The sequence below is a fragment of the Nocardia sp. NPDC019323 genome (genome assembly GCF_044389845.1).
GTDB classification, from domain to species: Bacteria; Actinomycetota; Actinomycetes; order Mycobacteriales; family Mycobacteriaceae; genus Nocardia; species Nocardia implantans.
This window is the reverse complement of sequence record NZ_JBIRYN010000003.1, coordinates 244604-267663: the sequence shown is the minus strand read 5'-3', so window position 1 is coordinate 267663 and position 23060 is coordinate 244604. Positions and strand designations below refer to the sequence as shown.

At 67.9% G+C, this 23060-nt stretch carries 19 protein-coding genes and 2 tRNA genes; 3 read left to right on the top strand and 18 right to left on the bottom strand.

The window, feature by feature from the left end; all coding sequences use genetic code 11:
- Window positions 1-7: 7 nt before the first annotated feature.
- The 13 genes from ACH49X_RS14235 to ACH49X_RS14175 form a co-directional block, all read right to left on the bottom strand.
- Window positions 8-1690 (bottom strand): hypothetical protein, encoded by a 1683-nt coding sequence (locus ACH49X_RS14235; RefSeq protein WP_195077495.1) that lies wholly within the window; start codon window positions 1688-1690, stop codon window positions 8-10.
- The gene (locus ACH49X_RS14230) at window positions 1687-2217 is read right to left on the bottom strand and encodes a hypothetical protein (RefSeq protein WP_195077494.1); all 531 of its coding nucleotides are present in this window, start codon (window positions 2215-2217) and stop codon (window positions 1687-1689) included. Before ACH49X_RS14230 ends, ACH49X_RS14235 begins: the two co-directional genes overlap by 4 nt.
- Window positions 2218-2741: 524 nt before the next feature.
- Entirely contained in the window at window positions 2742-3677 is a 936-nt protein-coding gene (locus ACH49X_RS14225; RefSeq protein ID WP_357205053.1) for a transglycosylase SLT domain-containing protein, read from the bottom strand.
- Between the two features lie 580 nt (window positions 3678-4257).
- Window positions 4258-4953, bottom strand: a complete 696-nt coding sequence (locus ACH49X_RS14220; protein WP_195077492.1) for a DUF4226 domain-containing protein — start codon at window positions 4951-4953, stop codon at window positions 4258-4260.
- A gap of 358 nt (window positions 4954-5311) precedes the next feature.
- Window positions 5312-6181 carry a hypothetical protein gene (locus tag ACH49X_RS14215; protein ID WP_357104426.1) on the bottom strand — a complete coding sequence of 290 codons (870 nt, stop codon included), beginning with the start codon at window positions 6179-6181 and terminating at the stop codon, window positions 5312-5314.
- 48 nt (window positions 6182-6229) lie between these two features.
- On the bottom strand, window positions 6230-8743 hold the full coding sequence (locus tag ACH49X_RS14210) for a hypothetical protein (RefSeq protein ID WP_195077490.1): 2514 nt from the start codon (window positions 8741-8743) through the stop codon (window positions 6230-6232).
- On the bottom strand, window positions 8743-11268 hold the full coding sequence (locus tag ACH49X_RS14205; RefSeq protein WP_195077489.1) for an ATP-binding protein: 2526 nt from the start codon (window positions 11266-11268) through the stop codon (window positions 8743-8745). Before ACH49X_RS14205 ends, ACH49X_RS14210 begins: the two co-directional genes overlap by 1 nt.
- Complete coding sequence (locus ACH49X_RS14200) at window positions 11268-11822, bottom strand: hypothetical protein (RefSeq protein WP_195077488.1); 555 nt, start codon at window positions 11820-11822, stop codon at window positions 11268-11270. Before ACH49X_RS14200 ends, ACH49X_RS14205 begins: the two co-directional genes overlap by 1 nt.
- Complete coding sequence (locus tag ACH49X_RS14195) at window positions 11819-12079, bottom strand: hypothetical protein (protein WP_067802523.1); 261 nt, start codon at window positions 12077-12079, stop codon at window positions 11819-11821. The genes ACH49X_RS14200 and ACH49X_RS14195 overlap by 4 nt, the downstream gene beginning before the upstream one ends.
- 16 nt (window positions 12080-12095) lie before the next feature.
- Window positions 12096-13097, bottom strand: a complete 1002-nt coding sequence (locus ACH49X_RS14190) for a conjugal transfer protein (protein WP_323123926.1) — start codon at window positions 13095-13097, stop codon at window positions 12096-12098.
- Between the two features lie 67 nt (window positions 13098-13164).
- Complete coding sequence (locus ACH49X_RS14185; protein ID WP_195077487.1) at window positions 13165-14289, bottom strand: GAF domain-containing protein; 1125 nt, start codon at window positions 14287-14289, stop codon at window positions 13165-13167.
- A 376-nt stretch (window positions 14290-14665) separates the two neighbouring features.
- Window positions 14666-15562, bottom strand: coding sequence for an ROK family protein (locus ACH49X_RS14180; protein ID WP_195077486.1), 897 nt, complete (start codon window positions 15560-15562; stop codon window positions 14666-14668).
- A gap of 50 nt (window positions 15563-15612) precedes the next feature.
- Window positions 15613-15945, bottom strand: coding sequence for a hypothetical protein (locus ACH49X_RS14175; RefSeq protein ID WP_067802535.1), 333 nt, complete (start codon window positions 15943-15945; stop codon window positions 15613-15615).
- 386 nt (window positions 15946-16331) lie between these two features.
- Between ACH49X_RS14175 and ACH49X_RS14170 the strand changes: the two genes are divergently transcribed.
- A complete protein-coding gene (locus ACH49X_RS14170) occupies window positions 16332-17048 on the top strand; it encodes a MerR family transcriptional regulator (protein ID WP_195077485.1) in 717 nt (238 codons plus the stop codon).
- 418 nt (window positions 17049-17466) lie between these two features.
- Here ACH49X_RS14170 and ACH49X_RS14165 read toward each other — a convergent pair.
- Window positions 17467-17543 (bottom strand) — tRNA-Pro (locus ACH49X_RS14165).
- Between the two features lie 46 nt (window positions 17544-17589).
- Window positions 17590-17663, bottom strand: a tRNA-Gly gene (locus ACH49X_RS14160).
- Between the two features lie 1014 nt (window positions 17664-18677).
- Here ACH49X_RS14160 and ACH49X_RS14155 point away from each other — a divergent pair.
- Complete coding sequence (locus ACH49X_RS14155) at window positions 18678-19628, top strand: diguanylate cyclase domain-containing protein (RefSeq protein ID WP_195077484.1); 951 nt, start codon at window positions 18678-18680, stop codon at window positions 19626-19628.
- Window positions 19629-19659: 31 nt separating this feature from the next.
- Here ACH49X_RS14155 and ACH49X_RS14150 read toward each other — a convergent pair whose 3' ends face one another.
- A complete protein-coding gene (locus ACH49X_RS14150; protein WP_357205051.1) occupies window positions 19660-20472 on the bottom strand; it encodes a DNA-formamidopyrimidine glycosylase family protein in 813 nt (270 codons plus the stop codon).
- 23 nt (window positions 20473-20495) lie between these two features.
- A complete protein-coding gene (locus ACH49X_RS14145; protein ID WP_350904438.1) occupies window positions 20496-20969 on the bottom strand; it encodes a ribose-5-phosphate isomerase in 474 nt (157 codons plus the stop codon).
- Between the two features lie 175 nt (window positions 20970-21144).
- On the opposite strand from ACH49X_RS14145, the gene ACH49X_RS14140 reads away from it, so the two are divergent.
- Entirely contained in the window at window positions 21145-22254 is a 1110-nt protein-coding gene (locus ACH49X_RS14140) for a M48 family metallopeptidase (RefSeq protein WP_357205048.1), read from the top strand.
- 39 nt (window positions 22255-22293) lie between these two features.
- On the opposite strand, the gene ACH49X_RS14135 is transcribed toward ACH49X_RS14140, so the two are convergent.
- A complete protein-coding gene (locus ACH49X_RS14135) occupies window positions 22294-22935 on the bottom strand; it encodes a disulfide bond formation protein DsbA (protein WP_195077481.1) in 642 nt (213 codons plus the stop codon).
- Between the last annotated feature and the right edge of the window lie 125 nt (window positions 22936-23060).

Sequence of the window (23060 nt, the reverse complement as noted above, 5' to 3'; positions counted from 1 at the left end):
CGCGCGATCAGCCCGCGGGCATCGCGGCAACCGGCATTGCCGCGTCCGCGGGCTGATCGGCCGTGCCCGGCGTCGTCTGAGGCGCGGCCCCGTCCGCCGGCGCGGTCACCTCGATGCCGTTCGGATGCGCGAATCCTTCGAACAAGTTCGTGTCCGAAGCGATCTCGGGCATCTTCGGGTCGAACGGCTTCAGCTCGCCCTTGACGATGACCTCCAATGTGCCTGCCTCCGTGCCACCTTCCTCGGGCGGCCACACGACGAGGATCGCGGTCGAGTTCGTCCACGTGGCGACGTCACCGGTCATCAGCTGGAAGTCACCCACCCGCTGGCCGATCTGCTTCTTGTCCGACCACTTCGCCGGCGTCTTCTCGTAGGCCTTCTGCGCGTCGGTGCCGCTGTGGTTGCCGAACGCGGCGTCGAGACCTTGGGCGGTGGTGACGGACACCTTCTGCGTCTTCCCGTTCGGGAACGTGTAGACGACGCTGCCGTCCTCGCCCGGCGTGCGGCCGGGCGCCGCCGTGGGCTGGGTAGACGTCGCGCTCGCGGGCGCTGCGGCATGCTGCGTCGACGCCGGAGCTGTCGAGGCGGGCTGCGCGGCCGCAGGCTGCGCGGTGACCGGCGACGCCACCGGCTGCGGGGCGACCGGGTCGATCTCGTCGTCGTAGCGGCTGGGATCGAGGTCCCGCCGCCGGTTGTTCATGTCCTGGTCGGCGAGGTTTCGCATCATCATCTGCTGCGCGAGCAGGGAACCCAGATCCATGCCGGGAGTCGGGCTGGACGTCGGCGTGTAAGCGGCGGGTGTACCTACGCCGGAGGTGTCCCCGAGACCGTTCGTCCCGGGGGTTGTCCCGTTGCCCAGGCCGGAGGTGTCGACATCTTGCGGCTTCGTGCTGTCGGTGCCGGTGTTGTCCTTCGTGGAGTCGCCCAGGTCGGAGGGGTCCACGTCCTTCGGCTTGGTGCCGTCGTCGGTGCCGTTGGGGTTCTTCGTGACATCGCCCGGATCCGGGTTGCCGACATCGTTCGGTTTCGTGCCGTCGTTGACGCCGGGGACCTGCGGCTGCTTGATATCGTCCGGTTGGGCCGCCCCGGCTTTCTGGGCTGCCTCCAGCGCCTTTATCCGGTCGGCGAGTTCCTTGTTGGCGGCCGATTGCTCATCGATGCCGTCCGCCGTCTTCTCTTGTTCGGTCTTCGCGGTGTCCATGGTGCCCAGCGCCGCCTCCAGGCCACTCGACACATACGTCATGACATGCTTGTTCTCGTCCATATCGGCAGGCGGTCTCGCGGCCTCCGTGTTCAGGAACGAGATCAGTTTCTTCAGACTGCTCCTGGCGTTGTCGACGGAAATCTTCGAATCGTTGACCTTCGCGGCGAGCTTCGCATCCCGCTCCAGCATTTGGTCGAAATTGTCCTTGAGCGCGCTGTTGACATTGGCGTAGTTGGTGAACAACAACGATCTGATGTGCGTACTGTTCAGTTCGACTTGCGGCACCGTGCCGCTGTCGGGCACGTCGTCCTTCTCGCCGTCACCGAGAGCGCTCCAGTCCTCTTGGAGAATCGTGTGCAGGGACTTGTCATCCCCTTTGTCTACATCCAGCCAATCGTGAATGGTGGCGAAAAGTTTGAGCCTTTTCGCCGGCCACTTGGGCGAATAGACATCCGGAACCACCAGCATCGGCATGTCGTCGCTCATGCATACACCAGTGCGTCAGAACTGGTACCCCTGTACTGCGCACCCGCAGGCCGGGTGGGCAGCGTATCGGGAATATCCTGCTGCTTGGGCTGCTGAGGCCCCGGCACGGGATGCACGGCGTCGTACGTTTTACTGGCAAGAGCGTTACCGAGGCCCGCGACCGCCGCGCCTGCACCCAATCGCGGCATATACATCTTGGACAGAGCCAACCGTGACCCGAGTCCCCCCAAGCCCCGCTGGGTCATGAGCTGGCCGGCATCACGGACGGCCATGCCCAAGGCCTGAAGCCCACCACCGGTCAGGCCCCTCGTCGCACCGCCGACCACACCGCCGGGTATCGCGCTGACCGCCGCGCCGATCAAGCCGGCCTGCAAACCCTCTTCGAAGGACCCCCGCTCGATGCCGGTCCAGATGCCGCTGACCGCGCCGCCGATGATCGCGGAGCCGACCGGACCGCCGACCATGAATCCGACACCGCTGGCTACGCCCGAGACGACATCTTTCCATTCGAGACCGAACAAGCCCATGCGATTTCACCCATTCGACGCGCAGCGAGTATCTATCGAGCCAAGCCGTTCGCTGTCGCCGCAGGTAGACGAGGTAAGGCGACCTGGTCCTGCGGCTGCACATCGACCATGCTCGGGAGTCCTCTCGACATCACCATTGTCGATGATTCCCACTGATGGGAACCGGGGTTTCCTTCGTACGGCCTGACCACGTGCCCCGCGGAACGCATACCGAACCGCACGAATCACCCAGCACGCCTGCTGTACCGGCGCGGCAGGCGCTCCCGTCGCCCCGTCCTCCGTAGCTGCCCGCACCGGGCCGTCGGTCGACGCAGGACGGCCGGGATCCGGGTTGGCCCGGTGCCGGTCGCGGGTCCGCATTGCGGTTCGGTCGGGCGGTCGCGCGGCATCAGGAGCGGTGAATCTCGACTCCGAGCCTGGGCTGCGCGAGGCGGCTCCCGGCGCGTCGCAGCTCCGCGGACCTGCCCTCGGCAGCGGGACACGGGGCGGGCGAGCGATGGCCGAACTCACGACCGGTGGCGGCATCAATATCCCACGTACGAACCTCCGCCGCGCATCTGCACGATTCCCGGCACATTACTGACCGATCCGTAACGATCGATGGCATAGCGAACGCCCGCGACGATGTTGTCCACCGGATTCCAGATATCACGGTGCCCGGGAAGCGAATACGCGTTGAACGTCGGATCGATGGTCTGCATCAGGCCTTTCGACGGGATTCCCGCCGCCGCGTTGCTGTCCCAGAGATTGATGGCGTTCGGGTTGCCACCGGACTCGTGCTGGATGATCGCCGCGATATCGGCCGGATCGATCTGGCGCGTGTCGTACCCGTGCTGACGCAGTACCTGCAACGCCTCGTTGATCCATTGGCCCTGTTGCCCGGACGGCCGCGTGCGTGGCGGACCGCCGCTGCGCAGGCCGGAGTGCGAGGTGCGGCGGGATCGGCGCGGCGCCGACGGTCGCGACTCACGCAAGTAGCTGTCGGCCAGCGCGGCCACCCGATCGGCGGTGAGCACTGCCGCGGTCTGCCCTTGACCGAGCACGGAACCCGCGCGCTGCAAGGCGTTCTCCATGGTCGAGATCACCAGCTGCCTGCTCGCGTTCGCGTCCTGGATGGTTCCGAGCGCGGTCAGAGCGGTGTTCACCTCGGCGATGATCGCGCCGATCGCGGCGCGACCCTGCGTGGTGCTGTCGACCGCGCCGCCGAGGATGCGTTCCAGCTCGGCGTTCATCGATTGCGTCGCGTCGCCGTGGCGTGCTCGATTCTGATCGCTCATGGCGTACTGCGAGCCGAGCGCGCCGTCCCACGCGACGGGTCCGCTCGGCCGCCCGGCGCCCAGATCCGGCGGCGCGTACGGCTGCCCCGTGGCGGCGGTCGGCGTGTGGTCACCGTACTGGGCCGCGATGGCCGCCAACGCGCCCATCGCCGCGGCCGCCATCGGTGTGGACGAACCGGCCATGCCGAGCGCATCCGACCGTGGCGCGGCTGTCGAAACCGATGGCGCGGACGCTGTTTCGGATACCGTGGGCGCATTCTGGGCTCGCCCCTGCGCCGCCGCGCCTGCCTGCGGCGCCGCGGTCGGCGCACCTGCCGGTGGCCGCGGAATCGGTGTGGGAGCGGTGCGCGTCGCGGACTTGCCGGAACGGCGCGGAGCGGACGTGGTGGCGCTCGCCCGCCCGTCGCGAACACCGCCGGGATCGTCGGGATCCGCGTCGGGCGGGGTGCGATTCACCGGTGCCATCAGTGCCCCCGAGACGCCCGCGGGCTACGCGCGGTGACCACAGAGGCAGCCATGATCCACCTTCCGCCAGACGCTTCGGTACCCGCACCGGACCCGCCTATCGCCCTGGTGCCGCCTTGCCCGCTGCCGGCTCATCCGACTCGGACGGACTCTTCCCCGAGGCTCGCCTCGAAGCGTATCCGCAGCTTGATCCAGGTGCAGTCCCGCCGTGTTCCCGCTTACGGGAACACCGGATGACTTGTGCCCCGCCGACCAGCCCGAGCATTCGGCCGTCCGAGATACCGGCCGTGCTCGCGGATCACGTGGAGCGCTTCCCCGCGATGTCGCCCAGATACTGATTGGTCAGCCGATTGATGGCGACGGCGATATCACTGGTGGTCTCCTGCCCACCCGAGACGATCGCATGCGCCCTCTGCAAGGCCGCGGCCAGGATCTGGTGCGCCTTCTGCCGCCCGGCCCTCGTATATGCCTGCGGCCCCAGCTCCGCCAGCGCCGTGTTCGCCTGGCGCGCCAGTCCGCTGATCTCCGTTTTGTCGATCTTGTTCGTCCCCGCCAAACCCCGCATATACGAGGTCAACTGGTCGTCCACATCGCTCAACGCCTCCGCCGCGTTCTGCTGGAACAACTGCTCGGCCCGTAGCGACCGCGCCCCCGCCCCACTACCCGACGAAATGGCCGAATGCTGCGGCAACTGTCCGGCCCGCGGATCCGTCGGATCCGCCTCCCCGTACACGCCCTCCAACTGTTTCAACACATCCAGCGCCTTCGCCGCCTCCGGCGACAACCCGCCGTCGCCGGAACCATCCGACGCCACCGGAGCCGAACCACCGCCGCCACTGCCGAGCCCCGCCAACGCCGAGGCGATCATCGGCAGCATCGCCATCGCCATGGCCCCGGTCGTCGCCGCTACCGGCACCACATCCGCCACCAACTCCGGATCCACCGGCGGCGGCTCATGATCCACCGGCGGCACCCGCTGGATCTGCGGAGTCACGGCACCACCCGGCGCCGCTGTGCCATCACCGGGCGCAGCGCCCTGACCGGAGGTGCTCGGCGTTGTTCCGGAGTGCCCCGGCGCTGCCGCCTGGCCGGACGGACCCGGCTGAGACGGGCCGGAAACACCGGGCTCACCGGCGCTGTTCGGCTGAACCGGCGCCGATCGGCCCGGCTCCGGCGAGTCGGACCGCTCCGATCCGGGAGACGGACCGCCGGACTGCCCCGGCACCCCGCCCGGTCGCGGCCGTTGCTGATCCGGCGGGTGCGACCACGGTGTCACCGGCCCCGCCGGCGCGCCGGACTCCTCCCCCGTATCCGTCCTCGGTTCTACTTCTGTCGGCGGCATCGTCTACTCGTCACCTCTCGCTGCCGAGCACTCGCTTCACCCGCACGTCGGTCGTGCTCGGGATGACCAACTCCACGAAACCGCCGGTCGACGCATCGGTGGTGACCAGCCGGGAATCGCTGACCGCGATGCCGACCCGGGTCGGAGCGTTGCTTCGATAACTCCAGAAGACGAGGTCTCCCGCCGATACCGCGGAAGGATCGACCCGCTGACCGCACGCACCCTGTGCCGCGATGGTGTTCGGCAGCTCGACGACCCCCGCGCCGTCGAGCTGACCGCACGCCCGCCGCTCCGAACCGCTCGATCGGCCCCCTGCCTGCGCCGCCGTGCCCGAGGTCGCTTCGCACCGTCCCGTCGATCGCGCGACCGAGGCCTGATAGATCACCGACCTGGTGAACTCCGCGGCGGTCTGGCCGTCCCCGGAGCCGTTCACGTCTCCGGTCGCCGAGACCCTCGCCAGCGCGAGTTGACGCGCGCACGCCGCACCGATTCCCGAGCTGCCCTCCAGCAACGGAGAATTCTGATACGGCGCGTCTTTCAGCGCTGACACGCAGGCGCGCTGCCAGTCCGACACATTGGTGTCGTCCGCTTCGATCTCCAGTTTCGCGTAGGGGTTGGTGGTCGGAGCGGTCGTCACACCGGCCACCGGAGCGCCCTGCGTCCTCGGCGCCGCGGGCAAGGCGGTAGCGGTCACCGTCACGGAGGGATCGGGACCAACCGCGCTGTCGCACTGGTAATGCAGGTCCGCGGCGACCGACGAGGTCGCACCGCCGATGACCAGCACCAGGACCATCAGGAGCAGGGACACGACACTCACGCCACCCAGCACCACCCATACCCAGAGCGGCATCAGGACGAACGTCAACAGACGACCGATCATCGACTACCTTTCTGTGCGTGTCACCAGGTCGCGCGAACGCGAATCCGATCAGGGGTGGGCGCGCTGGAACCTGATCGCGTCCAGCAACCGCTCCGGGATGGGCTCGTTGCGATCGCGGTTGCCCGCGGGCGTCGGGAGGCGGCGAGCGGCGCTCGGTTGCGGGAGCGACACCGCGCCCGTGATACTCCGGCCCGCTGCCCATTGGTCGGTTTGGGCGGCCTTGTCGACCTCGGAGCGAAGCGCACGGATCCGTTGGAAGTCGTTCGGATTCTCCGCCACCCAATTGGTGGCCGCCTGAACACGGAGCGCATGCTCGTTCGAGATCCAGCTTCGCATACGGTCGGCTTCGTTCGCCGTCATGAAAACTCGCTGGCCGCCGAGTTCGATGTGGTTACCCGCAGCCGGACCGCTCGCGATGGTCTGCAGATCTTTGATGAACTTCTCTTCCGGGTTCCGGATGTAGGAAAGGCCGAGGCGGTTCAGTGCGGACCTTTCGAAGGAGACGCCGCCCGGATAGTCACCTCGATACCGATCGACACTGGCCTCCAGCCCGTGCAGCCTCGCCATGTACATGTGCCGGTCGTTCGAGTTGAACGCATTCTCCAGATGCTTGTGCGCGGCAACCACGTTCGCCAGGTGCTTCGAGGCGAGCGGCTCCGCGTCGGCGTGCCGAATGATGTCCGTTCGCGCCTCGATAGCCCGTTGGGCGATGTGCTCGGGGACACCTGCCATCAGCAGGGCGTGATATCCACCGGACTGCGGGCCGCCGCTACCCAACAGGTGCGTGACATTCTCCATGGCGAACGCGGCGCCCCGCTCACTGCGCTGGCTGTTGCCGGAGCGGCGGATACCGCGCCGCGCCGCGTTCGCCGCCGCGACACGGTCGTACAGTCCAGCGTGCGCGGCCTCGCGCAGGTCCTTGGTCTTCAGTCCCTTCGCCTTGTTCTTCTTGTCGATGTAGTCGACCCGTGAGAAGGGATTCAGCGGGTTGAGGCGACCACCGGCGAGCCACGCGGTGAGCGGCGAGCTGTTGATGGTGCTGATCGCGCCGACCATCGCGAGCGGAGTCATCGAGCTGGCCACATTCGAATTGCCCATGCCCATGCCCATGCCCAGCGCGGAGCCGCCTCCGCCGCCGCCACCGCCCCCTGTCGATCCGCCGCTCTGGATCGCCGCCCCGATCCGGTTGGTCACCCAGTCGTTGGCCTCGTCGATATTCCTGCTCAGCCGCCGCACCTGGATGATGGCGACGATCTCTACGCCGGCCCCGATGACGAACACCACCATGACCTGGCCGTTCGCCGCTCGGAACAGGCTACCCAGCAAGAGTTCGTAGACACCGAGAGCGATGACGAAGAAGGCCATCTTGCCCGCGGCGATGAAGCCGTGGACCACGCAGCGAACGGTGAACGTCTGCGTCGGACCGTAGATGTATCCCCCCGCGGCGAACCCGAAGACCGACGCGAACCCGTAATAGATGAGATCGAGTACCGCCCACATGATCTTGATGGACAAGTACGCGGCGAAGGCGAGGAGAATGATCGCGCACAGCAACAGCAGCAGTCCGGCGCCGATCTGACCGACGCTCGGATTCTCCACCGCGGCATAGGCCGCGCTGTCGCCGCACGATTTCATGCCGTTCTTCACGCGGTCGTCGCTGCCGGCCGTCATGCCGGACGACCACGCCGCCCGGCAGGACGGACTGCTGTCCACCACGTGCCCGAAATTCCACACCTGCAGGGGAAGCCGTACGAAGTTGTCCGCCATGGTCGCCTGCAGCGTGCTGACCAATTGGTCCGGATTCGGATTGTTGTTCCCGTTCAATCCCGCCGCGACCGAGAGCCCCAGATCACGCCCTTGCACCAGGAAGCCGTCGGCCGACAGCGCCTCGGCCAACGGGTCGGCCAGGATCGGCACGCCCACGATCGCGACCACGATCATGGTGACGATCTGCATCACCGCCTTGGCGATCAAGAAGCGCACGAGGAAATAGGCCACGAAGAACGCGCCGATCGTCGCCGCCGTCCCCGCCAGCAGGGGCGTCGCGATGGTCCCCGTGAAGTTCTGGGCCATACCGCGCAACGGCGCGGTGATCAGATTCAACCACCCGAAACTCATCGCCTCGCCGGGTAGCCAGACCCCCGTGGTCGAACAGAGCAGCCAGACCGCGAACAGCGGCATGAGGATGATCCACAGCGCGAAATTGCCCAGGTTGAACACTCCGCCCTGATCGACCACCAAGCGATAGCTCGAGACATTCACCCCGAAGGAGTCTTTGACATTCATCCAGCTGGTCGCGCTGTTGGGCGCGGCTCCCTGAGTCGGGGTGCCGGTCTGCGCGATCGACACCGCGTGCACCAGGCCAGGGCAGACGAACAGCACGAAGAGCGCGAGGACGATCCACGCGACCCGACGGCGACGGCGCGACGCGGCGATCCAGGACCGGAAGCGCCGGAACATCATTTGCGGCCGCCAGCGTTCCGCGTCCCAGAACTGCGGTTCCCACGGCATGCCGAAGGACGCCTGACGTGCGCGCGTGCTCGACCCGAGCGGAGATCTCATCAGCGCACCGACCGCTCCGGCAGCGCCGAACGCATGCCATTGGCACTGGTCGGCGTACTGGTGATCGCCGCGGCGCGGTCCGGACGCGCAGGACCGAGCACCTTGCCTCGCCCGATGCGGTTCAGCGCGTCGCGCATGAACATCTCGCCGCGGCGCTCCTCGGGAATCTGACGGCCGGGCCCGACCGGCGGCGAGGTCTCCTCGCGCAGGATCTGCAACAGGAACGGCGCTTCCTCCAGATCGACGCCCAGCCACTCGAGGCTGTTGCGCGCCAGCGTCTCGTCGCGCTGGCGGAAGACGAACCGGTTCGGGATGAGATTGTGCGCCGCGCCTTGGAAGTCGGTGGCCGGGTCGTGCGAGGCGAGCCCGATCGCGGCCAGGTGCTTACGGCCGTCGCGGCTGAAGTCCGAGGTGACCGCCGAGCCGACCTGCGTCTGCGTGAAGTGGTGCGCCTCGTCGCCGACCAGCAGGCCGAACCTGCCGTTGTCGGAGAGGAACGCCTCCCGCGCCGCGACGCCGACCAGTTCGTACAGCGCCGTGCCGAGCCGCTTCGTCAGCGGCAACCGGTTGTACAGGTGGGGGGTGGTGAGTTCCTCCGCGCTCGGCAGTTGCAGGTTGTGGCTGCGCACAACGGTGGCGGCGGCGTCGAGGCGCAGCGGTCGCAGCTTGGGATCGAACAGCACCGGCACCCGCTCCACCACGGTGCCCAGCCGGGCCGCGAGATCGGCGTACTCCTCCCCTCGCTCCGGGTGCTCCCGCAGGCGGCGCACGACATGGAACAGGTCGAGCAGGCTCTTGATCTTGTGCTCGGCCATGCCTCGCGGTGACAGCAGATTGCTCGCCGCCGCGCCCGCGCCCGAGGTCGGTGACAGATCCAGCAGCGGAAGGATCGAATCCAGCGCGCGCTCGCCCGCGATCCGCGGGTTGAACAGCCGCAGTGGATCCAGGGAGACCGTCGGATTGGCCAGATCGATGATGACCGCGTCATCGATCGATCGCGCGAAGTGCTCCCATTCCCCGACCTGACTGCGGTCGATGGCGAGGAACTGACCGCCCATGTCGTGCACGAGCACCGCCATCAGCTTGAGGAAATACGACTTGCCCGAACCGAGTTCGCCCGTCACGGCGAACGAGGCGGACAGGTCGTGCAGCGCGGCCTCCATGATGCCGAAGTGGATCGGCTCGAAATGGCCCGACAGCAGGTTGACGCCGATCACCGGCCCGCTGTCGTCGCCGATCTGGCTGGTGGTGAACGGCACGAATCCGGCCCACATGTCCGAGGGGACGATATGGGCGAAATCGTCGAAGGCGCGTCGCGGCGGACTGCCGGGAACCAGCATCGACCACAGGTCGACCTGAGCGCCGACCGGCGCGGTCACGTCGACCTGGAACCGCTTGTAGCGCCGCTTGAGCGTGTTGACCGCGTCCATCGTGGCGTCCCGCGTGGGTCCGCCGATGGCGATCACGGTGGTGAAGGAGACCTCCGATTCACCGCCGTTGACTTCGAAGTGCTGGTTGTACTCGCTGAGCATCTGCGCCTTCGACGCCAGCGTGTTCTGCGCGAACGAGATCTCCTGATCCCGTTGATCCATCTGCTCGCCGAGCCTGCGCAAGCTGAGTTCGTTGTTCTTGAGCACCTCGTCGGCGGGCTTGGTGGAGATCCGCATGCCCCAGTCCACCGTGACGTCGCCGAGGCCCTCCAGCACGTTGAGGAACTCGCTGCCGCCGGGAAACGTCATGCCCGCGTACGGGAACGAGTGCGGCGTCAGCATGGCCTGATACGACGGGCGGTAATCGAAATCCGGCTGGACCACCTTGATCACGGGGACGAACGACGGCCGGATACGCCGGTTGCTGTCGGCCTGGGCCCCCTCGTCCAGCGCCGCGGAGCGGAACACCGCCGCCGTCGCGTCGTCCAGCGCGCCGGCCCGGGTGGGCGCCACCGGGTCCCCCGCCGCACCGCGCGAGAGATAGTGTTCCCACAGCCATTGGAACAGGGCCGCGGGCACCGGCACCGGATCGAAGTCGCCGCCGATCCTGGACAGGATCTCGTTCGCCTTCTCGTCGTACTCGTCCAGGTCGGCGCGGGAGATCGCGGTCGCGTCGATGGTGGCGGTGCTGCCGCGCCACAGGCGCGACAGCGCGGAAATGCTCGAGTTGCTGGCCCCGACCGGGATCGACAGCAGGAAGATCCGGGTTTGCGGCATGATCGCGTGCACGCGCTCGTAGGAGGCGACCACCTCGTCGGCGTAGTCCTCGCACTCGTCGAGGTCAACGCCCTCCACCATCTTGGTGAGCACGTCGATGGTGTTCAGCCGCGCCTGGATACCGAGCAGCAGCGACCCGTTCGGCAAGTTGTTGACCAGGGCGTGATGCGCCAGCTTCACGTCGTACTTGTCGCTGGCCTTACGCAATCCGTAGCCGAGGGGATTGATGAAGTACGTCGCGGTGACCAGACCGGAATGGGTGAACTGGAGATTGCCGCGAATCGCGGCGGTGGGCTGTAGATCTCGTCCGAGTGCCATCAGGGGCGTCCTCCGGGGGCCTGGCCGCTGCCGTTACCGTTGTCTTCGTCGTTGCCGTTCAGTCGCTGCCACAGGTCGGTGACCTTTCCGCCACCACTCATCACCTCGAGCAGCCGGACACCGGACTTCGGCGCGGCGGCCATCGCCTCATCGGAGCGGTCGGGCAGCAAGAGGACTACGCTCTCGTCGACGAAAACGGTGTTGCGCGAGGAGTCGCTGGTAACCGGCATGCCGGAGGCGGACACCGGCTTGCGGTAGACGATGAGCCTGCCCAGCCACAGGGCGCGTGAGGTCATCCGGACGCCCGTGTACGGCACTAGTCCGAGCACGAACACCGCCAAGATCGTCAGGGCCAGCCCCGTGATGAACGTGACGGCCGGGTTGACCGGCAGCGTCATGGCGAACACCGACGACACCGACATCATCACCACGCCGGCCGCGACCTGGGGCAGGGTGTAGGGACCGAACGGGAGTTTCTGCCCGTTCTGGGCCTTGCCGATCATCGTCGGCACACGTTTGACCGGCGTGAAGACCTTGATGACTTGGGTCGTCATCGATAGCCACCGATGGGGTGATCGGGGACGATGAGGTTGGCATCCGTTCGGGCGTAGTTGATGGTCGTGGGCAGAATCCAGATCACCACCCCGGCCATCAAGCCCGATCCGAAGACGACGATGATCCGCGACGGCGACAGCCGGGATTTCGCCGCCTCGGAGATCACCACACCGATCGTGACGATGGCGATGATGATCATTCCGCCCCACCGGACAAAGATCAGAATGCCATAGAGGATGTTGCTCAGATTACCCATCGGGCTGCCTCTCGGATCAGTTCTGTGTCGCCGGCGGAATCGTCACCGTCGGCGAGGAAGTCGTGGTCGACGTAGGTGGCGCTCCGCCGCGCGCATCCCCGCCGACCACCACCGCAAGCGGACTCGACAATGCGGGGATCGGATCGATGGACACCACCTGCCACTGGCCCGCGTTGCGGATCATGGTGAGCGGGTAAGCCAATGTCGCGGTGGCGCCGGTGTCGGCTTTGGGGTTGACGGTGGCCAGTACTTGGGCCTTCGCGCCGCCGGAGCCACAGCTGGAATCGTCCGTGGTGAGCGAGGTCAGCTCGACGGCGGTGAACGGGGACGGCTTCAGCGCGGCCAGCCCGGAATCCGGGACGGTGTAGCGGGCGACGTCGCCGTTTCCGGTCAGCATGGCGCTGAGGAAACCCGAGGCGACCTGGCCGAGTGGCGTATCCGGTGCACAGGGCGCTCCGTAGGCCAGTTTGAGGTCAACGCCCTTGCCGGGGGGCTGGACCACAGCGGGCGTGGACAGCGCACGCAGCCGCCCATCGGTCAGCGACACCGCGACCCGGTAGAACTGCCGCTGGTCGGATGCGGCGGCTCCGGGTTTGCCGACGCGGACCGACACCGTCACCGACCACACTTCCAGCCCGCCCGCCGCGACCGCGCGCGAAACGTAGACGACCGCGGGGTCGGAGACCTGACGTGCGGACGAAGGCAAAGTGATCTGCTGATTGGAACCGACGAATTCGCCGATTCGATCCTGCTGTCCCCCAACGGCGGTGAGATAGGCGACGACGAACTGCTCGGCGAAAGAACCGGCCAATTGCGCATGCCCGACGATTGCCGTCGTCGAATCGTCCGACGGCGCGGGCGGGCCCGAATCGAAGACGCTGAGGATCGCGTGGCCACCGCCGAGCACGGCGAGCACGGCGAGCACCGCGACCACGATGTTGTCGCGACGGCGGCGGGCGGCCATCCGGCGAAGCAGCGCCTCACCCGAATCTGCCGGTCCCCGAACCACTGTCCTCACTCCCGAAATGGTAGAGAGCACAGGCCTTCTTAACCGGCCGGTAGTTCCCATCCGTGGGAACTAATCATCAGCAGGCCGGGCTGCTTTTCATTCTCCCCGCGAGCCAATGCCGCAATTGTTCGTCATAGCCGATCGGCGCGCTGCGCTGCCGCGGCTCGAGGACCTGACGATGGGTTTCCAGCAACGGAACGTCGTCGGCCACGCGCACCAGCTGCGCGATCGCCAGCTGTCTGCTGGAGTACCCGGGATAGGGATACAGCAGCAGCGAGGTCGGCGTGTAACCGCCGCCGTAGTTGAGCACCCGCAACGTCACACCGGCGCTGTCGCCCGACCGCAGCCGGTCGCCGAGTTCCACCAGCCGCGGACGGTCCTCGGGATGGAAGACGTCGACGGGCCGGAAGAGATAGTCCCACCGGACCCACGGCGCGGGATCGGTGAGCCAGTGCGAGATGCTGGTGTGCTCGAGCTGGACAACGGCCAGATGCGTGCCCGCGCGGCGATGCGCCTCGCGCAATCCGATTCGCTCCAAGGTCGGCCACGCCGCCGGAGCGTTCTCCGACGTCACGTCCTCGATCAGCCACCAGGCGCCACGGGTGCGCTCGTCGTCCCGGGCGCGAATGGTGATCCGCCACTGGGCCGGACGCCCGAATCCGTGCACCACGGTGGTGTCGAATTGCATGCGCTCACCGGGTTTGGGGTCGTACAGCAGATCGAGAACCTCCGCGTGCCGATCGAAACTCGACACCCGGTGGAACAGTTCCGCGATCGACATCCGCGGAACGTACTGTTCGGCGGTGCTGCCGGACAGCCGCGTGATGCCGCTCGGTTGCTGAATGGTTTGACTGCTCAGGTCCCAGATGGCGCCCACCGCCGGGCGCAACGCGGGCACCCGTTCGGACGCCGGGCCCAGCCACAGCCGCACCGCGTGCACGTCGCCGGCCGGGCCGAAGATGGGGCGGATGAGCAGTTGATGCCTTCCCGCGCGCGTCTGGATGGCCAGGTCGACGTCCTGCGCTTGATCGTGCGCGGTATGGATCGCCTCCGTCAGCGCCGCGGTGGTGAGTTTGTCGTACAACGCGGGCGTCTTGGACAGCGTTCGCTGCAGTACTCGCTGCCAGCTCGCGAACTCACGCGGTGCATCCCCCACCGAGGCGACGGACATGCCGTCCGGCGCCAACGTCTCGATAGTCACCCATGGAATCACTGCGCCACTTCGCTTCGCACTTGCCCGACCAGCCGTTCCTCCGGATCCGCCTCAACCCGGATGAGACCTCTTGCGACTCAGGCAATGTACCGTTATTTAGCGGCTCAATCAACCCGTGACATGGCGGCCGGTTCTCCTGCAGTCTGCGTCATGTTCACCGGACACGCGCGCGGGTGTTCATTTTGTTCACGTGGAGTTACGACAGACCCGCTCCTCGACCGGCGCGCGGCCCAACGGCACATCCATCGCAAACCGGTGCGCGAGAACAACGGGCGCCGCACCCGGGAGCCGATGGCACTCTCTTGGCTAATGCCACGCGCGGCGGCGCGCGGTCCCTCTCGCCATGAGCCTTCCCCGCGGTCGATCAGGCGGCGGCCGCGCCGGCGAGGGCGAGCACGCCCGCGCCCATGATCGTCGCGGCGTCGCCGAGCCGCGAAGGAACCACCCGCAATCCGGGCAGGAAGCTGAGCCTGGCGTGCGTGGCGACCGCTTCGCCGAGCGGCTTCCACAGCGCGGGCCCCGCCTCGGCGAGCGAGCCGCCGAGCACGACGAGATCGAGGTCGAGCAGCGCAGCCACCGAGGCGATCGCCCGGCCGAGCGCCGTGCCCGCCCGGCCGAGCGCCGCGGCCGGGATGTCCTCGCCGACGCGGGCGGCCTCGAGCAGCTCCGGGATCGATGTGCCCGCCCAGCCCTGCTCCTGCGCCCAGCGCACCACCGCCAGGCCACCGGCGACGGCTTCCAAGCAGCCGCGGCCGCCGCAGGCGCACCGGTCGTCGAAGCCCGGCACCAGGACATGGCCTACGTGCCCGGCGTTGCCGGTCCGTCCCACCAGGGCGAAGCCGCCCACCGTGACCCCGCCGGCGATGCGATCGGAGACATCGATCGCCAAGCTGTCCATCACGGCGCCCGTCGCGCCGAAAGTTCGCTCCGCCATCGCCAGGCAGACGCCGTCCAGCGCGAGCCGAACGGTCGCTTTCGGGAACAGTTTCCGCGCGGCTTCCACGATGCCGAAGCCGGTTCGCCACTGCGGAACGTCCGGCGGCGCGATCACACCGGCCGCCATGTCGATCGGGCCGGCCGAAGCGATGCCGAGGTCGGTGACCTCGCCACCGCCGGCGACCTCGAGCAGCAGTTGGCTGCATTCATCCCAGGCGTCGGCCTCCGGGATCGGAATCCTCCGGATGTCCTCGGTATCGACGTCGTCGGCGATACGGCTGGCCGCGAAGCCCGACGAACCGATTGCCAATGCCAGGACTGTCATGAGTTACGCACCACCGGAGGACTCGACGCGAAAGACCGCACGCAGCATAGTCACAGACCGTCGGTTCCGGTCGGCTTGAGGGGTTGCCCGAGCACGATGTGCCTGCGGGGAGCGGGAAGAGTGGATACGGTGCGCAGCGGACGCGGTCCGTTGCGGATGATGCGCATCGGGCGCTTGTGGTCGATCGGCGCGGCGCGGTGGCGGTCCAGGTTCTCGATGACGCTGCCGGAGTTGTCATAGGCGACGCCCGCCCAGATCATCGCGCGCGGACCGTCACCGCGGGTGGTCAGCGCCTGCGCCAATTGGCGGCACTGCGCGAGCAAGGGGCAACTCTGGCAGGTGCGCACTGCCGCTCGCCAGGCATCCGGATTCCCGGTGTCCATGTCCCAGTTGTCCGGGACGTCGGCGCACGGGGGCCGCTGGTTCGACTTTGCCGGAATCGACGAGATCTTTGCCGGTGCAATGGATCCCGTGTCCATCGGAAGGGTTCGCGTAATGCTCATAGCCATCTCCGGGGATGCCGAGCACACACCTCTGGCAGGTGCGTGGCCCATGGATCGGACGTCATCAGGGCTGCTCAACAGTCCCCGGAACCCAGCCGCGATAAGCTGGTCTACGCACGGTAGCCCACTGTTGCCCAGACCACAACCCTTTGTGCCGCTATGTAACGGCTCGTTGACCTTGAAGCAACACCCAGCTACCGTCTTTAACGGCACGTTATGAAACGGACCGTTTTCCACGGGGGCTCTACTATGGTTTCCTTTTAAACATGGCTGCGGACTCTGAATTCACGATCGACGAACTGGCGCGGGCAGCCGACACCACCGTGCGCAGCGTCCGCGTGTACCACGAGCGAGGTCTCCTGCCCTCGCCGGAGGTGCGCGGGCGGATCGGGTATTACGGGTCGGACCACCTCAACCGGCTGCAGACGATCAGCCGCTTGCTGGGGCGGGGCATGAAGCTGAACGGGATCAGGGAACTGCTCGAAGCCTGGGACCGCGGTGACGGACTCGCCGATGTGCTCGGCGTGAAGAACCAGAACGCGGCTGAGCCGGAATCGGAAGCCACCACCGAGCCACAGGACAGCTACGCCGAGTTGCCCGACTACGCGAAGCAGGCGCTGGCCTCCAGCGAAGACCCGCTCGAGGCGTATCGGGTCACGAATCCGCGGTGCTGCGATCTGGCGACCAGGCTGCACGACACCGGGCTGCCGATGCAGGACACGTTCCAGCTGGTCGAACGCCTGCGCGCCGATTGCGATCGCATCGCCGACCGGTTCGCCACCGAGCTGTTCTTCCGCTTGGCCGGGCAGACCTACGAAGAGTCCGCACGCACCCCGCGCGACCGCACCAAACTGGAGACCGACCTGGCGATCGCCCGGTTGATCGTCACCCGCGCCACGTCGGAACTGATCGATCAGGCATTCGCCCGGCACTCGGAGCTGCCGCCGGTGGCGACCACCCCGCAAGCGCAAGCCGAACAGTGACAGCGCGCGCCGCGCACCGACCGTTCTCCAATTTCCTTCCGGCACCGTCCAATACTTAAGTAGACGAAATCCTTCGGGCCTTTCGAGTGCTGCGCCGGGGACGGCGGACGGAATGGCTCGTAGCCCGTCCAACGCGGGGCTCGGCGAATCGCCGAACTCGGCTACGCAGGACCGGTGCCGAAGGGTTGCCACAGGGTGCCCGGCGGCCGACCCGAAGACGGAAGCGGTGATCCGGGCGTTCGTAGCGGCTGCGCGTTGTCCACCCGTTCCCGCCCGCGTGAATTCCTCTGCGATACGTAGGTATACCGATCCGCGGAAGGCCGGCGCCGCGATGGCCATGCTCATCTCAAAGCGGACCGCGCCCGCGACCCCACCGCCGACTACCGATCAGCCCTGTGCGAACCTCGCCCCCGAACGATGGTCGGGGTGACAGGATTTGAACCTGCGACCCTCCGCTCCCAAAGCGGATGCGCTACCAAGCTGCGCTACACCCCGTGGCCCTCGCCTGCGACCGGAACCGCAGGCGAGGATGAATACTCCGTGGAGCGGGTGACGGGAATCGAACCCGCACCATCAGCTTGGAAGGCTGAGGTTCTACCATTGAACTACACCCGCAGGCATACGACACCGATGGGATCGCCACGATGTCGTGTGCGATCCGACTGTACCGAACCCGGCTTGCGAAACGCCAATCAGCCCCCCGCGCAGCGCGATGTCGCAGGTTGCCCGGCGGAGCGCTCAAGGGTTGCCGCACCAGTGTCGCACGCCAGGCCCGTCGGCACTCGATACCGCGCCGATCGGAAATTTTAAAGGTGATTTTTCATTGAAACTCTGGCGTGTCGGATTCCGGTGGGCGAAACTCGGATGACACACATGTCACGCCAGGAACTTCGCTCGAGGGAATTCCGATGAGGACCGCAGGACTCGCCGCCACAGCCGACGCGCTCGGCGTATGGGGCGGCCACGGCCGCCCCACCGGGCATAGCGGGCGGTGCGCGCCGAGAAGTGCGTCCGGCGAACACTCGGCCGATCGCACGGCAACCCGGCTCCCGGCAGGGCGGCGACGGGAAGGCGCCCTCATCCCGTTCCCGGAGGTATCCGGCCTCGTGCCTCGCGACGGCGGACACACCCCGAGCCGCCCCGGCCGGACGACCACGTGCGGGCGACCCGCAACACGCCAGGAACAACCATCCGCAACTCGACAGGGAAGACGAGGACGTCGCGTGCGAGAACCGATTCTCGTGAGGCAGGCGGCGCGGGGCCGGTCCGGACCGTCACCGCGGCTCACGCCCCACTCTCCGCACACCTCGCACCGCGTGTCGCCAGCGCGTCGCGGCGCGATTTTGCGGCGAACCGGAATCGGGTGTAACACCAACGCGACGGGAACGATCACATACCCGATCGCCATTCGCCTGGCGTCGAGAACACGTTGCAAATCGCCGCTTTTCGATGCCGAGTGGCTTGCTAGGATCCTTTTTGCCGGACGGGGGTATCTGGAAAGGGGGCGGTGACCGTGCGCCGAACCAGGTGGACACAACCGCGTAGCAGTGGGAACGATCAGGGTGACGCCGGCGCCTGTGTGACTACAGGGCACCCGGGTACCGACGTCGCCCACACCGGGTGAGTCCGATGTCGACCGACATCGAGCCCCCGGTAGCCGCCATGGCCCGAGCATGGGCCCGTGCGGTCTGCGCCGAGCCCGGTTCGGGCGCGGCGCCCCAGCAGTTGGAACCGGTGCTGATCGAAATCGTCGAGCGCCTGCTCACGCTCGCCAGGTCCGAGCCGTTCCCGGTCCCGGAAGCACGGATGCTCGGCGCGCGACTGGCCGAGGCGCCGTTCGACCGCATCCGGATGCTGGCGCAGGCCACGCGCTGGCTGCTCGGTTTCCCCTCCGGCGCTCCCGGTTCCCTGGTGGCCACGCGCTGGCCCTTCATCGCCAGCCAGGCCATCGATAGTTACGCCCAGGCGCTGCAGGAGCGCGCGCTCGCGCAGCAGGAGCAGAACCTGTCGGCCAAGGTGTCGTTGCGTGTGCAGGAGATCGCCGCGCTGCAGCACCGGTTGCGCCACGAGGCCACCCACGACGCGCTCACCGATCTGGCCAACCGGACGCTGCTGCAGGACAAGGTGCGCCTGATGGCCACCGACCCGACGCGCGGCGTCGGGCTGCTGCTGATCGACCTGGACCGGTTCAAGCAGATCAACGACGGCTACGGGCACGCGATCGGTGACGAGGTGCTGGTCGAACTGGCGGGCAGGCTGCGCGAAGCGTGTCCGCCGGACACGGTGATCTGCCGGTACGGCGGCGACGAATTCGTGCTCGCGACCAACCCGCACCACAACAACCTCGGTGACCTCGCGCACCGGATCGTGGCCGCGCTGCGCGACCCGGTCTGGTCCTCGGCAGGCCCCGTTCCGGTGTCGGCGAGCGTCGGCACCGCCTACAACCCGCCGGGCAGCCCGCTCGATTTCACCGATCTGCTCCGCCGCGCCGATCGCGCGATGTACTCCGCGAAGACGGCGGGTGGCCGCCGCTTCGCGCTGGCGGACCAGCCGGACATCGATACCGCCGTCGCAGGCTGACCCGGGCTGCCACCTGTCAACCCGGCCGGGGTCAGCCGGGTTGACAGGTGGGGCACCAGAAGAGATTCCGCGCCTGCATCACCTGATGGGCGATCGGCGTGCCGCACAGACGGCACGGGGCGCCCTGACGGCGATAGACGTAGGTGCGCGGACGATCCGGGGCGTAGGAGGGCTCGCCGTGATCGTGTTCTGGCCGCACCACGACCATCTTTCCGACGCGCACCCCCACCCGCATGAGCGCGACCAGATCCGACCACATGTCGGCCCATTCGCCCGCGGACAGTTCCGTGCCGGGACGGTGGGGCGAGATCCGGTGGCGGAACAACAATTCCGCTCGATAGACGTTGCCGACCCCGGCGACCACCTGCTGATCCATCAGCAGCGCGCCGATCGGCCTACGGGAACGATGGATGCGCCGCCACGCCCGGTCCGGATCGGCGCCGCGCCGCAGCGGATCGGGCCCGAGCCGGTCGGTGAGCGCCGTCACCTCGGGCGGAAGCAGGATCTCGCAGGCGGTAGGTCCGCGCAGATCGGTGCCGAAGCCGGGCTGCCCGTCCCGCTGCCCGAACAGGCGCATCCTGACCTGCCCGACCGGCTCCCCCATCGGCACCGCGGATTCGGTGAACGTGCCGTACAGGCCGAGATGCACGTGCACCACCAAGCCGGAGTCGTAGTGGTGCAGCAGGTGCTTGCCCCACGCCTCGGCTCTGGTCAGCACCTGCCCGTCCACCCGGGCAGCGCCCGCGGCGAATTTGCCCTGCGGGCTCGATACGCGCACCACACCGCCCGCGAGGCGACGCTGATGCAGCCGCGCGAGGCGGTGCAGCGTATGTCCTTCCGGCACAGCCGGTTACGATCCCGGTGCGCTCAGTACGCGGGCACCGCCGGGGCGACGCCGGTCTTCTCGTACTCGGCCAGGATATCGATGCGCCGCTGGTGGCGCTCCTCGCCCGACCACGCGGTGGCGACGAACGCGTCGACGATGGCCAGCGCCTCCTCGGTCGAGTGCATGCGGCCGCCGATGCCGATCAGCTGCGCGTTGTTGTGCTCGCGGGCCAGCTTCGCGGTCTCCACGCTCCAGGCCAGCGCGCAGCGGGCGCCGGGCACCTTGTTCGCGGCGATCTGCTCGCCGTTGCCGCTGCCGCCGAACACCAGGCCGAGACTGCCGGGGTCGGCGACGGTCCGGCGGGCCGCCTCGATGCAGAAGGCGGGGTAGTCGTCCAGCGCGTCGTACTCGAGCGCGCCGCAGTCGACGACCTCGTGGCCCGCCTGCTCCAGATGGGCCTTGACGTGATTCTTCAGTTCGAAACCGGCATGGTCGGCACCCAGGTAAACGCGCATGCCAGGCATTGTGTCAGGTGACCGCGTCGCGGCGGCGAGAGGGTTTGCCCCGCCATTAACACCGCGGCGGGCCTGCGCGAATCGACTGATGCGCCAGTTGTGTTCACGGCCACAGCGCCCGCGTACACGGCCGACGCGCCGACCCACTTCCCGGCAACTGAATAGAGTTCATCCCATGCAGCCGTTCGAACCCCAGCCGTCCGACCAGGCGGGCCGACAGGCCGACCCGTACGCCCCGCAGGGCGGGTGGGTCCCGGCTCAGAGCACGCCTGCCGCGTCCTACGGCCAGCAGTACACCTCGGGCTCGTATCCGTCCGCGCCCCCGGCTGCGTACCCGGCGCCCTACGGGTCCTACCCCGGCGCCCCGGCGCCGCCCGTGGCGCCGCCGCAGCGGCAGCCGCGCGGCCTGTCACCGTTCGGCATGCCCGCCCGGCACAGTTGGGAGATCCCCATGCTCGTCGTCGTGGTGGTGCTCACCGTGCTCGCGTATCTGATCGCGCTGCTGCTGCTCGCCACCGGTAACTTCGACCAGTACGTCCTCGCGTTCGCGGCCGCCCCGCTGCTGCTGTGGTTCGGTCGCGGCATCAACTACGCGGGCCAGCGGGTAAACGGCGTGAAGATGTCGCCCACGCAGTTCCCCGAGGGCTATCAGATGGTGGTGGACGCCGCCGCTCGCTTCGGCATGGCGAAGGTGCCGGACGCGTACGTGGTGCTCGGCAACGGCCAGATCAACGCGTTCGCCAGCGGGCACGGGTTCCGGCGCTACGTGGTCGTCTACAGCGACCTGTTCGAGATCGGCGGCGCCGCACGGGAACCCGACGCGCTGGCGTTCATCATCGGCCACGAGGTGGGTCACATCGCGGCCGGGCACACGTCGTACTGGCGGCAGCTGGGCATGTTCCTCGTGCCGTTCCTGCCGATCATCGGCAACAGCTTGATCCGCGCGCAGGAGTACACCGCCGACAACCACGGCTTCTGCAATCGCCACACCGGCGCGTCCGCCGCCATGGGCACGCTCGCCGCGGGCAAGTACATGAACCGGCTGGTCGGCTTCGACGAGATGGCCGATCGGGCGGCCGTCGAGAAGGGGTTCTTCGTCTGGATGGTGAACGCTCTGTCCAGCCACCCGGTGCTCACCTGGCGGATGTGGGCGCTGCGCGATCGCAGCAGGCACGGGAAACTGTTCCTGCGCCCCGCGCCGCCCGCGGGCGCCGCTGTGCCCACGGGCGGCTACGCGAGTTCCTACGGCCAGGCGCCGGCAGGCCCGCCGAAGTCCGTGCTGTGACCGGGCCGGGTGCCGCGCGACGGCACCCGGGCACGGTGCTCAGTCGAACGACGGATCTTCGGTCCGCGTGCGCTTCAGCTCGAAGAAGTGCGGGTAGGACGCCAGCGCCACCGCAGCGTCCCAGAGCTTGCCCGCCTCCTCGCCGCGGGGGATCCGCGACAGGACCGGACCGAAGAACGCCGTGCCGTTGATGTGGATGGTCGGGGTGCCCACATCCGGCCCCACCTTGTCCATCCCCTCGTGATGGCTCTTGCGCAGCGCCTCGTCGTAGTCGGTGCTCTCGGCGGCCGCGGCCAGCTCGGCGGGCAGGCCGACCTCCGCCAGCGCGTCGGCGATCACCGCGGCGAGGGTCTCCTTGCGGCTCTCGCGTTCGTATTCCGCCCGCCGATTGTGGATGCGCGTGCCCATCGCCGTGTACAGCGGCGACAGCACCTTGTCGCCGTGCTCCTGCGCCGCGGCGATCGCGACGCGGACCGGGCCCCACCCCGTGTCCAGTAGTTCCTGGTACTGCGGCGGCACATCCTTGCCCTCGTTCAGCACCGACAGGCTCATCACGTGGAATCGGGCTTCGATGTCGCGCACCTGCTGGACCTCGAGGATCCAGCGCGACGTGATCCAACACCACGGGCACAGCGGGTCGAACCAGAAATCGGCGACGTCCTTGGTGGCTTCGTCGGTCACGGGCGGCTTCCTCTCGATCGCATGCGGACAGGCGGCCGCACACTGCGCCGCCCTACCGAGCAACCACGGCGGCTCGCGATTCGTTCCCACCCGCGGCGCCCGTTTTCCCGAGCCGCGCGCACGGC

Bases quoted from the DNA above. Each gene is read 5' to 3' on its own strand.
- ACH49X_RS14210 (WP_195077490.1), bottom strand. From the start codon at position 8,743: ATGAGATCTCCGCTCGGGTCGAGCACGCGCGCACGTCAGGCGTCCTTC.
- ACH49X_RS14180 (WP_195077486.1), bottom strand. From the start codon at position 15,562: ATGACAGTCCTGGCATTGGCAATCGGTTCGTCGGGCTTCGCGGCCAGC.
- ACH49X_RS14195 (WP_067802523.1), bottom strand. From the start codon at position 12,079: ATGGGTAATCTGAGCAACATCCTCTATGGCATTCTGATCTTTGTCCGG.
- ACH49X_RS14205 (WP_195077489.1), bottom strand. From the start codon at position 11,268: ATGGCACTCGGACGAGATCTACAGCCCACCGCCGCGATTCGCGGCAAT.
- ACH49X_RS14170 (WP_195077485.1), top strand. From the start codon at position 16,332: ATGGCTGCGGACTCTGAATTCACGATCGACGAACTGGCGCGGGCAGCC.
- ACH49X_RS14230 (WP_195077494.1), bottom strand. From the start codon at position 2,217: ATGGGCTTGTTCGGTCTCGAATGGAAAGATGTCGTCTCGGGCGTAGCC.
- ACH49X_RS14225 (WP_357205053.1), bottom strand. From the start codon at position 3,677: ATGGCCGGTTCGTCCACACCGATGGCGGCCGCGGCGATGGGCGCGTTG.
- ACH49X_RS14155 (WP_195077484.1), top strand. From the start codon at position 18,678: ATGTCGACCGACATCGAGCCCCCGGTAGCCGCCATGGCCCGAGCATGG.
- ACH49X_RS14235 (WP_195077495.1), bottom strand. From the start codon at position 1,690: ATGAGCGACGACATGCCGATGCTGGTGGTTCCGGATGTCTATTCGCCC.
- ACH49X_RS14175 (WP_067802535.1), bottom strand. From the start codon at position 15,945: ATGGACACCGGGAATCCGGATGCCTGGCGAGCGGCAGTGCGCACCTGC.
- ACH49X_RS14140 (WP_357205048.1), top strand. From the start codon at position 21,145: ATGCAGCCGTTCGAACCCCAGCCGTCCGACCAGGCGGGCCGACAGGCC.
- ACH49X_RS14200 (WP_195077488.1), bottom strand. From the start codon at position 11,822: ATGACGACCCAAGTCATCAAGGTCTTCACGCCGGTCAAACGTGTGCCG.
- ACH49X_RS14215 (WP_357104426.1), bottom strand. From the start codon at position 6,181: ATGATCGGTCGTCTGTTGACGTTCGTCCTGATGCCGCTCTGGGTATGG.
- ACH49X_RS14145 (WP_350904438.1), bottom strand. From the start codon at position 20,969: ATGCGCGTTTACCTGGGTGCCGACCATGCCGGTTTCGAACTGAAGAAT.